The organism is Nguyenibacter vanlangensis (assembly GCF_038719015.1).
In the GTDB taxonomy this organism is placed as follows: domain Bacteria; phylum Pseudomonadota; class Alphaproteobacteria; order Acetobacterales; family Acetobacteraceae; genus Gluconacetobacter; species Gluconacetobacter vanlangensis.
Genome location: NZ_CP152276.1, coordinates 4707394 through 4720702, shown reverse-complemented (window position 1 = coordinate 4720702; position 13309 = coordinate 4707394). Strand labels below are relative to the sequence as shown.

Annotated in this window: 10 protein-coding genes; 8 read left to right on the top strand and 2 right to left on the bottom strand. The window is 70.7% G+C overall.

Translation table 11 applies throughout. The features are described from left to right. The gene (locus tag AAC691_RS22095; RefSeq protein ID WP_342628504.1) at nucleotides 1-1149 is read left to right on the top strand and encodes a P1 family peptidase; all 1149 of its coding nucleotides are present in this window, start codon (nucleotides 1-3) and stop codon (nucleotides 1147-1149) included. A gap of 21 nt (nucleotides 1150-1170) precedes the next feature. Here the strand turns inward: AAC691_RS22095 and AAC691_RS22090 are convergent, their stop codons facing one another. Beyond that, complete coding sequence (locus AAC691_RS22090; protein WP_342628503.1) at nucleotides 1171-2475, bottom strand: cation:proton antiporter; 1305 nt, start codon at nucleotides 2473-2475, stop codon at nucleotides 1171-1173. Between the two features lie 103 nt (nucleotides 2476-2578). Between AAC691_RS22090 and yghU the strand changes: the two genes are divergently transcribed. From yghU to AAC691_RS22055, 7 genes are all read left to right on the top strand, one after another. Further along, nucleotides 2579-3442: a glutathione-dependent disulfide-bond oxidoreductase gene (gene yghU / locus AAC691_RS22085; RefSeq protein WP_342628502.1), complete on the top strand. Its 864-nt coding sequence runs from the start codon at nucleotides 2579-2581 to the stop codon at nucleotides 3440-3442. A gap of 94 nt (nucleotides 3443-3536) precedes the next feature. Next, nucleotides 3537-5123 (top strand): amino acid permease, encoded by a 1587-nt coding sequence (locus AAC691_RS22080; RefSeq protein ID WP_342628501.1) that lies wholly within the window; start codon nucleotides 3537-3539, stop codon nucleotides 5121-5123. After that, entirely contained in the window at nucleotides 5120-6085 is a 966-nt protein-coding gene (locus AAC691_RS22075; protein ID WP_342628500.1) for a universal stress protein, read from the top strand. The genes AAC691_RS22080 and AAC691_RS22075 overlap by 4 nt, the downstream gene beginning before the upstream one ends. A gap of 109 nt (nucleotides 6086-6194) precedes the next feature. Further along, complete coding sequence (cphA, locus tag AAC691_RS22070; protein ID WP_342628499.1) at nucleotides 6195-8933, top strand: cyanophycin synthetase; 2739 nt, start codon at nucleotides 6195-6197, stop codon at nucleotides 8931-8933. Nucleotides 8934-8942: 9 nt separating this feature from the next. Next, on the top strand, nucleotides 8943-11189 hold the full coding sequence (locus AAC691_RS22065; protein WP_342628498.1) for a cyanophycinase: 2247 nt from the start codon (nucleotides 8943-8945) through the stop codon (nucleotides 11187-11189). 49 nt (nucleotides 11190-11238) lie between these two features. Next, nucleotides 11239-11670, top strand: coding sequence for a type II toxin-antitoxin system VapC family toxin (locus tag AAC691_RS22060; RefSeq protein ID WP_342628497.1), 432 nt, complete (start codon nucleotides 11239-11241; stop codon nucleotides 11668-11670). Nucleotides 11671-11681: 11 nt separating this feature from the next. After that, nucleotides 11682-12860: a succinylglutamate desuccinylase/aspartoacylase family protein gene (locus AAC691_RS22055; RefSeq protein WP_342628496.1), complete on the top strand. Its 1179-nt coding sequence runs from the start codon at nucleotides 11682-11684 to the stop codon at nucleotides 12858-12860. A gap of 48 nt (nucleotides 12861-12908) precedes the next feature. On the opposite strand, the gene AAC691_RS22050 is transcribed toward AAC691_RS22055, so the two are convergent. Further along, a complete protein-coding gene (locus tag AAC691_RS22050) occupies nucleotides 12909-13259 on the bottom strand; it encodes a tRNA-binding protein (RefSeq protein ID WP_342628495.1) in 351 nt (116 codons plus the stop codon). Between the last annotated feature and the right edge of the window lie 50 nt (nucleotides 13260-13309).

The following is a 13309-nucleotide window of genomic DNA, read 5'->3' as shown; positions in this document are numbered from 1 at the left end:
ATGCCCCACCCGCTCGACCGCCGCACATTCCTTCAGGCCGCCTTCGGCGCAACCGGCGCGCTCGGCGCCGCGCTGGCCCTGCCGCAGCGCGCTTGCGCCGGCGCCTTCGGCGCGCCGGGCCCGCGCAACCTGATCACCGACGTCGCCGGCCTGCGCGTCGGCCAGGCCGACGATCCGCGCGTGCGCACCGGGGTCACGGTCATCCTGCCCGACGGGCGGGCCGACGCCGCGGTCGACGTGCGCGGCGGCGGCCCCGGCACGCGTGAAACCGACGCCCTGTCGGGCTGGAACCTGGTGCGCTCGGTCGATGCGGTGGTGCTGTCGGGCGGCTCGGTCTACGGGCTGGGCAGCGCCGACGGCGTCGCCGCGTGGCTCGGCGCGCACGGGCGCGGCTTCGCCCTGGCGCCGCAGCCCGGCGTGCCGCCCTCGCCCATCGTGCCGACCGCCATCCTGTTCGACCTGGCCAATGGCGGCGACAAGAACTGGGGCGAGGACCCGCCCTATCGCGCCCTGGCCCGCCGCGCCGTCGCCACCGCCGCCCTCTCCTTCGGGCTCGGCACCGCGGGCGCCGGGTTCGGCGCCGCGGCCGGCGCGCTCAAGGGCGGGATCGGCTCGGCCTCCTACGTCACCCATGACGGCATGACGGTGGGCGCCATCGTCGCATGCAATGCGCTGGGTTCGGTCGTCGCCCCCGGCGGCCGCCGCTTCTGGGCCGGCGCCTACGAAATCGGCCGCGAATTCGGCGGGCTCGGGCCGCCCGACCATCGCGCGACCGGCGAGGATTGGGGCCTGGCCAAGCTCAACCCCGAGCCGCGCGCCAACACCACCATCGCCTGCGTCGCCACCGACGTGGCGCTGGACCCGGACGAGCTGAAACGCGTCGCCATGATGGCCCAGGACGGGCTGGCCCGCGCCATCCGCCCGGTCCATTCCCCCTTCGACGGCGACGTCGTCTTCGCCCTCTCCACCGCCCGCCGCCCCGCACCCGTCGCGGGGCCCGCCACCAACCCGCTCGCCCGCCCCCTCATCGTCGCCCGCCTCGGCGCGCTCGCCGCCGACACGCTGGCCCGGGCGATCGCGCGCGGCGTCTACGCCGCCACCGTCCCGCCCGGCATGGCGATCCGCAGTTGGTCGATGCTGCCGGGATAATCCGTTGTGCCCCCGGCCGGCTCACCCCCCGGCCGGCATCCTCATGGCCGGCGCGCCGTAGAACCGGCGCACTACCCGCTCGATCGTCAGCCCCTGCACCACGATGGTAAAGATCACGATCCCGTAGCAGACGGGCGCCAGCACGTGCTTCATCGGCCCCTCGGGCAGGTCCAGCGCCAGCGACACCGAAATCCCGCCGCGCAGCCCACCCCAGGTCAGCACCGCCAGCGCGCGCCGCCGCTCCGCCGGGTCCAGCCGCACCGGCAGCAGCGCCAGGGCGACGCTCAGCCCCCGCGCCAGCACCGACAGCGGAATCCCCGCCAGCAGCGCGGCCAGCGCCGCCTGGCGCGGCAGCTCCACCAGCACCTCGAAACCGATCAGCAGAAACAGCAGCGCATTCAAGATCTCGTCGACCAGGTTCCAGAACGTTACCAGCATCGCCCGACCCGCCGGTCCCACGGCCCGGCGCGCGGCAGAGCTGCCCAGCCACAGCCCCGCCACCACCACCGCGATCGGCCCCGACAGGCCCAGCGCGTTCGCCAGGCTGAACGTCCCCGTCGCCAGGCTCAGCGACACCAGCAATTCCAGGTGCGCGTCCTCCACCAGCAGCGCGCAGCGCAGCGCGACCCACCCCGACACGAACCCCAGCACCCCGCCGCCGACCGCCTCGATGCCAAAGGCCCGGGCGGCCTCCCACAGGCCGAACCCGCCCGCACCCACCTGCGCCACTCCCGCCTGGGTCGCCCCCGTCTGTGTCACCAGCATCATCGCCACACCGAAGACGACCACCCCCACCCCGTCATTGAACAGGCTTTCCCCGGCGAACACCGCCTGCATCGGCCCGGGCAGGCCCAGCCGCCGCAGCATGCCGACGACCGAAACCGGGTCGGTGGGCGCCAGGATCGCCCCCAGCACGACGCACCACAGGGGCGACACCTTCAGCCCCAGCAGCAGGAACACCCCGTACATCGCCCCGCCGAACAGCCCCACCGCCAGCAGCGTGCCCAGCAGCGCCAGAAACAGCACCGCGCCCATGCGCGCCATCAACTGGTCCAGATCGACCTGCAGCGCCCCCGCGAACAGCAGAAAGGACAGCGCCCCCTCCAGCAGATTGCCCGGCAGGTCCGCCTGCCGCAGCACCGCGCGCGGCAGGGCCTGCAAATCATGCCCCGGCGTCAGCGCGTCGACCCCCATCAGCACGAAGGACACGAACAGCGCGATCACCAGGATGCCGATCGTCGTCGGCAGCCGCAGCGTCCGCCGGTTGACGATCCCGAACAGCGACGACAGGCACAGCAGCAGGGCGAACAGGCCAAGCGACGTCACGTATCCTTCTCCCTCTCAGGCGCCGTCTGGATCGCACGCCGCCTCGGGCATACTCTCATCGCCGAGCCATTTTGCAGCCATCTCCGATCCGAGAATATCCGAAATGTCCGATTCCTCCGACTACACGCCGCCCAAGATCTGGACCTGGAACCGGCAGGCCAGCGGACTGAACCGCCCCATCGCCGGCGCGACCCACGACCAGGAACTGCCGGTCGGCCGCCATCCGCTGCAGCTCTACTCGCTGGCCACGCCGAACGGGCAGAAGGTCACGATCCTGCTCGAGGAATTGCTGGCCGCCGGCCATGACGGCGCGGAATATGACGCCTGGCCGATCCGCATCGGCCAGGGCGACCAGTTCGGCAGCGGCTTCGTGGACATCAATCCCAATTCCAAGATCCCGGCGCTGCTCGACCGCTCGGGGCCAGAGCCGGTGCGCGTCTTCGAATCCGGATCGATCCTGCTCTACCTGGCCGAGAAATTCGGCGCCTTCCTGCCGGCCGACCCGGCGGCGCGCGCCGAATGCCTGTCCTGGCTGTTCTGGCAGATGGGCAGCGCCCCCTCTCTCGGCGGCGGGTTCGGCCATTTCTACGCCTTCGCGCCCATCAAAATCCAATATGCCATCGACCGTTTCGCGATGGAGACCAAGCGCCTGCTCGACGTGCTCGACCGCCGGCTGGCGGCCAGCGCCTATCTCGCCGGCAGCGAGTACACGATCGCCGACATCGCCGCCTTCCCCTGGTATGGCGGGCTGGTCAAGGGCTGGCTCTATGGCGCGGCCGACTTCCTGTCGGTTCAGGACTACCGGCACGTGCTGCGCTGGGCCGACACGATCCTGGCGCGCCCCGCCGTCCAGCGCGGGCGGATGGTCAACCGCCTCAGCGGCGATCCCTCCATCCAGTTGCACGAACGCCACGACGCCGCCGATTTCGACACCAGGACGCAGGACAAGCTGAACCCTCCGTCATAAGAACAGCCTCACGCCGGGCGACTTGCCGAGGGGCGCGGCTTTTGTAACACTACCGCAACCGACCAGCCGCCCAATCCGGAGTAGCCCGCCCCGCATGGATGTCCGCCCCGATCATCGCCCGGATCTTCATCGCCTGGACCTTCATCGCCCGGCCCATCATCATCGTCGCCTTGCCCACCGCCTGACCCGCCGCAAACCGGTCGAAACCCTGCTGGCGGACAGCAGCGATCACGGCGGCAACCGGGGCGGCAATCAGGGCGATGGACGGCTGGGGCGCTCCATCACCCTCTTCCAGCTCACCCTGTTCGGCGTCGGCGCGACCATCGGCACCGGTATCTTCTTCGTCCTCTCCGAGGAGGTGCCCGTGGCGGGGCCGGCCGTGCTGGTCGCCTTCCTGATCGCCGGCCTGGCGGCGGGTCTCACGGCCATGTGCTACGCGGAAATGAGTTCGATGATCCCGGTCTCGGGTTCGTCCTACTCCTACGCCTACGCGACGCTGGGCGAAGGGGCGGCCTTCTTCGTCGCCGCGTCGCTGGCGCTGGAATACGGCGTGTCCGCCGCCGCCGTGGCCATCGGCTGGAGCGAATATCTCCGCAACCTCCTGTTCAACGTCACGGGGCTCAGCCTCCCCGAATGGATGCTCTCGGCGCCGCTGGTCGCGGACGCGACCGGCGTGCATCCCGGCGGGCGGGGCGTGATGAACCTGCCCGCCGCGATCCTGGTCTTCCTGTGCGCGCTGCTGCTGGCGCGCGGGGCGCGGGAATCGGCGCGGGCGAACGCGATCATGGTGATGGTCAAGCTCGGCGTGCTGGCCCTGTTCATCGCGCTCGCCGCGACGGTTTTCCATTCCGGCAATCTCGCCCCCTTCGCGCCCCACGGCTTCGCCGGGGTCAGCATGGCCGCGGGGGCGATCTTCTTCACCTTCGTCGGGCTGGACGCGATCTCGACGGCGGGCGAGGAAGTTGAAAACCCGCGCCGCAACCTCCCGCTCGCCATCGTGCTCGCCCTCGCCGTGGTGACGTGCTTCTACGTGCTGGTCACCCTCACCGCGCTCGGCGCGCAGGACCAGACGCGCTTCGCCGGGCAGGAAGCCGGCCTCGCCGTCATCCTGCAGACCATCACCGGCGCGACATGGCCCGCGGTCATCCTGTCCGCCGGGGCGGTGGTGTCGGTCTTCTCGGTCACGCTGATCGTGCTGTACGGCCAGACGCGCATCCTGTTCGCCGTCTCGCGCGACGGCCTGCTGCCGCCGATCTTCCACCGCGTGAATCCCCAGACCATGACGCCCACCGCCAACACCTTCATCGTGGCGGCGCTGGTGGCGCTGGCGGCGGCCCTCCTGCCGGCCGACATGCTGTGGCACCTCACCAGCATGGGCACGCTGGTGGCGTTCACCGTGGTGTCGGCGGGCGTGATCCTGCTGCGCTACCGGCGGCCGGACATGCCGCGCGGCTTTCACGTCCCGTTCTTTCCGTACCTGCCGATCCTCAGCATCCTGTGCTGCCTGTATCTGATCGCCAATCTCTCGGCGATCGTGCTGATGCTCACCCTGGTCTGGGGCGTGGTCGCCGCCATCTTCTACTTCACCTATTCTGCGCGGCATTCCCTTCTGGAACGGGCCCTTCTGGAACGGACCCTTCCGGAGCAGGCCCTTCCAGAGCGGGGTCCGGATACGCCATGACGCCGCCGCCGCTCATCATCGGGGTCTCGGCCGGCGACGGCGCCCGGGCGGCGCTCGCGCTCGGCACGCTGGCCGCCCGCGCCGCGGGCGGCACGGCCATCGTCACCCATATCGTGCCCGAAACCTGGGACCATCCTTCCCCCGCGCGGGTGGATGCCGAATACGCGGCCTTCCTGCGGGAAAAGGCGCAGATCGCCCTGGATCGGGCCCGGACCATGGCACCCGCCGCGCCGGGCCTCCGCTTCGCGGCGCGCGCCGCCGCCAGCCCCCAGGCCGGGCTCGCGGCCCTGGCCCGGGCCGAGCACGCCTGGGCCATCGTGATCGGACCGGCCGCCGGGGCACCGGACGGACATGTCGCCGAAGGCCCGGTCGCCTCCGCCCTGATCGACTCCGCCCCCTGCCCCGTCTTCCTGGCCCCGGCAGGCTACGGGGCAGGCTACACGGCCCCCACCACGGCACCGATACCCCGCGTGACATGCTGCATCTCGGGCTCCGCGCGCTCCGCCGCCACCGCCCGCGCGGCGGCACGCCTGGCGGCCCGGCTGGGCGCGCCGATGCGCCTGCTGACCCTGGTGGCGGACAACCGGCAGACGACCGGCCCCATCGGTTCAAGTCTGGGCAGTTCCGGTCTGGGCGGTTCCGGCCCGGGCCCCAGCCTGGTCGGGTACGACGCCGAAAACATGGTCACCCGGCAATTCCGCGCGCAGGCCGAAGCCGCGCATGCGGCGATCCGTGCCGCCTGGCCCGCCGATTGCGGCGTGGCGGCACCCGACAGCCTGATCGCCGAGGGGACGGACTGGGCGGCGTCCCTCGCCCGGCCCGACTGGCTGGCGGGCGAATTGCTGGTCGTGGGCCCGTGCCGCTCCGGGCCCGTCACACGGTTTTTCTTCGGGTCCGACGTCGGGACGATCGTGCGCGCAGCGCCGCTGCCCTGCGTCGTTCTCCCGCACGACCCTGCCTGACGGCGGGTCGCCCGGTGCCGGCCGCGAGGGGACCATGCGGCCGCAACAGAATGTTCATGTGCGGCATCGGCGTGTCGTGCATGATCGCCAGGGAAAGAATGGGGCTTCCATGAATATTGTCTCCACCTCGGTCTATGTCGGTCCCAACGTCTACGCGACGACGCCGCTCATCCGCCTGACCGTCGACGTCACGCCGTCCTACGCCACGGCGCTCCAGGCGCTCGGCCCATCGCTGCTCGACCGGCTGAAGGCCGCCATGCCGGGCCTGCCGCTCCAGGGCGCCGCCGCCGATGCCTGGTCGGCGGCGCTCGCGGCCGCGCCGGCCCCGGCGCTGGGCGAACTGGTCGCGGTACTCGCGCTGCACCTCCAGCACCTGGCGGCACAGGACGGTGGACGCGCCATGGCGCGCGCGACCCAGGCGCCGGATGAGGTCGATGTTCTCTACAGCTACGAATCCGAGGATATCGGCCTGGAAGCCGGCGAGGTCGCCTGCGACATGCTGGTGGCGATCGCCCGCGCCGACGAAAAGGGCGAACCCGACCTGCAGGACGACATCGCGCGCTTCCTGCGCTATGCCGACCGCCGGTCGCTCGGCCCGTCGGCGATGGAGCTGGTGCGCTCGGCCAACGCGCGCGACATCCCCGTCTATCGCCTGAACGATGGCAGCCTGATCCAGGTCGGACAGGGCAAATACCAGCAGCGCATCGAGGCCGCGCTGACCAGCAAGACCTCCCATATCGCCGTCGAGATCGCGTCGGACAAGAATCTCAGCAATCGCCTGCTTGCCGATCTGGGCCTGCCGGTGCCCCGGCAGCGCGTGGTCTACGAACCGGACGCGGCCCTTTCGGCGGCCGAGCGGATCGGCTTCCCGGTCGTCGTCAAGCCCCTGGACGGCAATCACGGCCGCGGGGTCAGCGTCAACGTCACCGACGCGGCCGGGGTGGCCGCCGCGTTCGCCGCGGCCGAGCGCGAAGGGTCGGCGGTGGTCATCGAATCGATGATCGCGGGCGACGATCACCGCCTGCTGGTGGTCGGCGGCCAACTGGTCGCCGCCGCCCTGCGCGTGCCGGGCCATGTGGTGGGCGACGGCGCCCGCACGATCGCCGCCCTGGTCGAGGCGGAAAACCGCGACCCGCGCCGCGGCGTCGGGCACGAAAACCTGCTGACCCGGCTGGAACTGGACGAACAGGCGCTGCGCCTGCTGGCCGAACGCGACATGACGCCCGACAGCATTCCCGATGCCGGGCAGAAGATCTATCTGCGCAAGACCGCCAATCTCTCGACCGGCGGCACGGCGATCGACGTGACCGACGTGATCCACCCGGACAACAAGCTGATGGCCGAACGCGCCATCCGGGCGATCGGACTGGATATCGGCGCGGTCGATTTCCTGACCTCGGACATCACCAAAAGCTACCGCGAGACCGGCGGCGCGATCTGCGAGATCAATGCCGGGCCCGGACTGCGCATGCATATCGCCCCGTCCGAGGGCAAGCCGCGCGACGTGGGCGGCCGGATCATGGACATGCTCTTCCCGCCGGGGACGCAAAGCCGCGTGCCGATCGCCGCCCTCACCGGCACCAACGGCAAGACGACCTGCGCGCGCATGCTGGCGCATATCCTCAAGATGGCCGGCCACGTGGTCGGCCAGACCTCGACCGACGCGGTCTATATCGACGGCAACGTCACCATCAAGGGCGACATGACCGGCCCGGTCTCCGCCAAGATGGTGCTGCGCGACCCCACGGTGGACATCGCGGTGCTGGAAACCGCGCGCGGCGGCATCGTCCGCTCGGGGCTGGGCTACAGTTTCTGCGACGTGGGCGCGGTGCTGAACGTGACGTCCGACCATCTGGGCCTGGGCGGCGTGCACACGCTCGAAGGACTGGCGGCGGTCAAGCAGGTCATCGCCCAGGTCACGCGCGACACGGTGGTGCTGAACGCCGACAACGAATACACGCTCAAGATGGCCGCCCAATCCCCCGCGAAACACATCATGTACGTCACCCGCAACCCCGACCACATGCTGGTGCGCGAGCATATCCGCCTGGGCAAGCGCGCCATCGTGCTGGAACAGGGCATCAATGGCGAGCAGATCGTCATCTACGACAACGGGCTGCACATCCCGCTGATGTGGACGCACCTGATCCCGGCGACGCTGGAAGGCAAGGCACTGCACAACGTCGAGAACGCGATGTTCGCGGCCGCCATGGCCTATGCTCTGGGCAAGACGCTGGACCAGATCCGCACCGGGCTGCGCACGTTCGACAACACGTTCTTCCAGTCGCCGGGCCGGATGAACGTCTATGACGAGCACGGCTTCCGCGTGATCCTCGATTACGGACACAACGAGGCCGCGGTGGCGGCGATGACCGAACTGGTCGAGCGTCTCAAGCCGCGCGGCCGCCGCATCGTCTGCGTCACCTGCCCCGCCGACCGGCGTGATGAGGACGTGGCGGCGATCGCGGCCCGGGTGGCCGGGCATTTCGACGTCTATATCTGCCATCGCGACGACACGCCGCGCGGCCGCGCGATGGACGAGATGCCCCGCATCATGCAGGCTGCGCTGCGCGACGCCGGCGTCGCCGAGGACGCCATCCGCATCATCGAGGAAGAGGAACAATCCCTCCAGGCGGCGCTCGATATGGCGCGCCCCGACGACCTCGTCCTGTTCTTCTGCGAGAACATCACCCGCTCCTGGAAGCAGATCATCCATTTCCGCCCCGCCTTCGACGGCGCGCCCGCGCCCGACGCGGCGGCGCGGATCATGGACGGCGCCTTCGACCTGCCCGCGGGCTTCAGGGTGGTGACCGATTCGCGCGGCGTGCTGATCGCTCCGGACGCCTGACCGCCACCCATGTCCATCTCCCAGCCTCCCGCCGAACCGGCGGGCAACCGCCCGAAGCTCGCCGTCATCGGCGGCCGTCTCGAAGACGACAATGATGCCGTCTATCGCGAGATGCACCGTCTCTCGGGCGGGCGCATCGTCGTGTTCCCCACCGCCTCGTCCGAACCCGACGCCGTCGGGGCCGAAACGGTCGCCGCCTTTCGCGCGCATGGCTTCGATGCCGCCCTCGCCCCCGTTCACGGCCCCGGCGCGGCGCGGGCCGCGCACGACCCGGCGCTCGCCGCCCTGGTCGGCGCTTACGGCAGCGTCTTCTTCACCGGCGGCAACCAGGCCTTCATCACCGCCGCCCTGGCCCCCCAAGGGCGGGCGACGCCCCTTCTCGGCGCCATCCGCACGGCCCATGCGGCCGGCGGCCTCGTCGCCGGCTCCAGCGCGGGCGCCGCGATGATGTCCGACATCATGATCGAGGGCGGCACCTCGCTCGAGGCCACGACCTTCGGCGTGGTCACCAATCCCGACCGCCCGGGCCTGCTGCTCGGGCGCGGGCTCGGCTTCTTCCCCTGGGGCATCGTCGACCAGCATTTCCTCAAGCGCGGACGGTTCGGACGCCTGGTGATGGCGATGGCCGAGACCGGCACCCCGCGCGGCTACGGCATCGACGAAAACACCGCGTTGTTCGTCGACGGCACGCAGGGCCGGGTCATCGGCGAATATGGCGCCGTCATCGTGGACATGGCCGGCGCCGCCTATGACCGCCAGGGCCGCACGATCGACGGCATCGCCTTTTCCTATCTCGACGACGGCGACAGTTTCGACCTGCCGGATCACCGCGTGACGCCGGACATGCACAAGCGCCCCGTCCTGGCGTCCGAAATCGCCTATCGCGCCCCCGCGCGCTCGCCGCGCAACGTGTTCGGCGCCTATACGCTCTACGACCTGCTGGCGCGCCTGGTGCTGGGCGACAGCACGGCCTACGCCGCCGATCGCGCCCGGGCGATCGAACCCAAGGCCGGGATCGCCACCACGGTCGAACTCGGCCGCGTGCCGGACCGATCGCGCGGGCTGATCGCGCTGCGCGACGACATGCTGCGCATGACCGCGCTCGATTTCCGCGCCGCCGTCGCGGCGCGCAAGCTCGACGCCGCGCAACTCGCGGCCAGCCGGCGCGCCGCTCTGGCCCGCGATTACGGAATCGCCCCCGGCGACGATGCGCGCCTGGTGCTGCTCGGCTCCTCGCCGCTGCGCTGCAACGCTCTGATGCGCGACCTGGCGCGGAACTGCATGCGGGATCATGCGGGCCCGGTCGGCATCATCGCGGCCGCCTCGTCCGAACCACGCAACGAGGCCCAGTCCTGGCTGCGCGCCTTCCGCCGCCACGGGGTGGAGGCCATCGATCTCGGCCTGACCATCGACAATGTCGAACTGGCCGATCCGGCGCTGGTCGAACGCATCGCCGGGCTGCGCGCCATCGTGCTGGCCGGCGGCAACCAGATCCGCCTGGTCGAGACGCTGCTGCATCGCGGCGAGGTCACGCCGGTCCTGCTGGCGATCGCCCGCGCCTATGCGGCGGGGGCCACGATCGTGGCTGTGGCGGGCGCGGCCTCGGCCCTGTCGGGCTCGATGATCGCCGGCGGCTCGTCCTACGAGGCCCTGCGCTTCGGCGTGGCCTCCGACATGGGGCGGCGCGGCATCGTGATCCAGGAGGGGCTGGGCCTGTTCGGCTCGGCCATCGTGGACCAGAACCTCACCGCCGCCCGCCGGCTGGCCCGGCTGGTCGTGGCCTGCGCCGAGGAAGGCGTGCGCTACGGCCTGGGCCTGTGCGAGGAAAGCGGCGTGGTGGCCGGCCACGACAACGCGCACCTGACCGTCATCGGCCGGCACGGCGCGGTGCTGGTGGATATCGACCTGCTGCGCACCGCCCTCCAGGGCGACGATTTCCGGACGGAAGGCACGAAACTCCACATGGCGCTGCCCGGCGACGTCATCGACCTCGATACCGGCACCGTAACGCGCGCCGCCCCCCAAACCGGCATGCCGAACGCCGACCTGCTAAACGCCGATAATACGCCAGACGCCGATATGCCGGACGCCGACACGCGGCTCGCACAGCTCGTCGGCGACCTGCTCGAGGACTGCGCCGGCCGGCGCGGCAACGGCGGCCCCCCGCATGACGGGCCGATCGCGCTGCGCTTCACCGCAACGGGCAACGGCAGCGGCCTCCTCGACATCGAAAGCATCCGCGACCGGGATACCTGAACGGACCGGCGGAAGAAACGCACCACAGGAAGAGAAGAAAGGTTCAGCCATGTATTTCGATTCCCAGGCCCTGACCGCCCTGCTGTCCGACGAGGCCCTGGCCCGGAAGCTGGCCCCCGCGATCCAGGCGGACTGGAAACGCATGACCACCCCGCTCGCGGTGGTCGAAACCGTGCTCGCCCTCGGCAAGCCCGACGAGCCCGGCAAGACCCATGCCGAGACGCAGAACGCCGTCGCTTCGTTCCTGGACGCGCATGACATCGAACTGCGCGACATGCCGCCGGGCTCCAAGCTGGTCCCGCTCGCGGGTGAGGCCGCGGGCAACATGGCCGCGCCGGACGTCGTGCACTGCCTGAACGCCGCCTGCGCCGCCTATTACGAGATGGAGATGTTCCGCATCGACGACGCCCTGGCCGCTCTCCCCGGCCTCCCCGGCCTCCAAAGTCGCGACACCACCGGCGACGTGGATTCCGAGGTCTGAAGGACGGACGCATGCCATTCCCCGCCGACACCCCGCCCCCGGCGGCAGGCGAGCCCTCGGCCGCCGCCACGCGGCAGCTTTATTCCCTGCCCCCCGACGCGGCGGGCCACGTCCATACCGTGACGGTCTTCCGCTACGGCACGCCGGGCGCCCGGCCCAAGGCGCATCTCCAGGCCGGGCTCCACGCCGATGAATTTCCCGGCATGCTGGCACTGTATTTCCTGCGCCGGCTGCTCGACGAAGCCGCCGCCCGCGGCCGGCTGCGCGGCGAGATCCTCATATTGCCGCAGGCCAACCCGATCGGCCTGACGCAATGGCGGCAGGGCTTCCTGCTCGGACGCGCCGAAACCGCGTCCGGCGGCAATTTCAACCGCGGCTATCCCGACCTGGCCGCTCTTGCGTCCAGGATTCTGGCGGGCCGCCTGGACGGCGACGCGGCGGCGAATGTCGCGCGCATCCGTGCCGCGATGGCCGAGGCACTGGCGGCGATGCGGCCGGCGACGGCGCTCGACGGACTGCGCCATCGCCTGCTCACCCTCGCGCACGACGCCGACCTGGTGCTGGATCTGCATGCCGACAACCAGGCCCAGCGCCATATGTATGTCGGCACGCCGCTCTGGCCGCAGATGCGCGACATCGCCGCCGAAATCGACGCGCGCGCGGTGCTGCTGGCCGACATCTCCGGCGGCAACCCGTTCGACGAGGCCTGCAGCCTCCCATGGCAGGACCTGGCGCGACGCTTCCCCGACGCCGCGATCCCCCCCGCCTGCGCCGCCGCGACGCTGGAACTGGGCAGCAACGACGATGTCGATCTCGGCATGGCCCAGGACCAGGCGGCCGCCCTCTACCGCATCCTCGAACGGCGCGGCCTGATCGACCGGCCGGACGCGCCCGACCCCCTGCCCCGCCTGTCCTGCGACGCCACGCCGCTCGCGGCGATGCAGCAGGTCAAGGCCCCGATCGCGGGCCTCGTGGCCTATCGCGCCAGGCTGGGCGACCAGGTGCGGACCGGCGACGTGGTGGCCACCGTGATCGATCCGCTGGGACAGAGCATCGACGTGCTGGCCGCGACCGACGGCCTATTCTTCGCCCGCCACAGCCAGACCTGCGCCTGGCCCGGCAAGATCATCGGCAAGATCGCAGGAAAAATACCGCTCGCCGACCGCACGGGCCATCTCCTGACCGACTGACCCGCGCCATCCGCCCTCGGCGCGTCGCAAGGTCATGCCGGGACGGCGTCAGCACAGCTTCGTCCCCGGCGGCACAACGCCATCCGGCACGCACAGCACGACATCGCCATCTTCATTGTGAAACCCGGTCACCAGGCATTCCGACCGGATCGGTCCGATCTGCTTGGGCGGAAAATTCACCACCCCCACGATCAGCCGCCCGACCAGGGTCTCGGGCGTATACAGTCTGGTGATCTGCGCGCTCGATTTGCGCACCCCGATCTCCGGCCCGAAATCGACATGCAGGATATAGGCCGGCTTCCGCGCCGCGGGAAAGGCCTCCGCCTTGACAATCCTGCCGACCCGCAATTCCACCTTCGCGAAATCCGCCCAGGAAATCGCCTCAAAACCTTGGTCCATGGCTATCGGCCCCGCCAGCTTTGTTCACGTTGCCGAAACATTACCCCATC

Bases quoted from the DNA above. Each gene is read 5' to 3' on its own strand.
- AAC691_RS22060 (WP_342628497.1), top strand. From the start codon at position 11,239: ATGTATTTCGATTCCCAGGCCCTGACCGCCCTGCTGTCCGACGAGGCC.
- AAC691_RS22050 (WP_342628495.1), bottom strand. From the start codon at position 13,259: ATGGACCAAGGTTTTGAGGCGATTTCCTGGGCGGATTTCGCGAAGGTG.
- AAC691_RS22055 (WP_342628496.1), top strand. From the start codon at position 11,682: ATGCCATTCCCCGCCGACACCCCGCCCCCGGCGGCAGGCGAGCCCTCG.
- AAC691_RS22095 (WP_342628504.1), top strand. From the start codon at position 1: ATGCCCCACCCGCTCGACCGCCGCACATTCCTTCAGGCCGCCTTCGGC.
- AAC691_RS22080 (WP_342628501.1), top strand. From the start codon at position 3,537: ATGGATGTCCGCCCCGATCATCGCCCGGATCTTCATCGCCTGGACCTT.
- yghU (WP_342628502.1), top strand. From the start codon at position 2,579: ATGTCCGATTCCTCCGACTACACGCCGCCCAAGATCTGGACCTGGAAC.
- cphA (WP_342628499.1), top strand. From the start codon at position 6,195: ATGAATATTGTCTCCACCTCGGTCTATGTCGGTCCCAACGTCTACGCG.
- AAC691_RS22065 (WP_342628498.1), top strand. From the start codon at position 8,943: ATGTCCATCTCCCAGCCTCCCGCCGAACCGGCGGGCAACCGCCCGAAG.
- AAC691_RS22075 (WP_342628500.1), top strand. From the start codon at position 5,120: ATGACGCCGCCGCCGCTCATCATCGGGGTCTCGGCCGGCGACGGCGCC.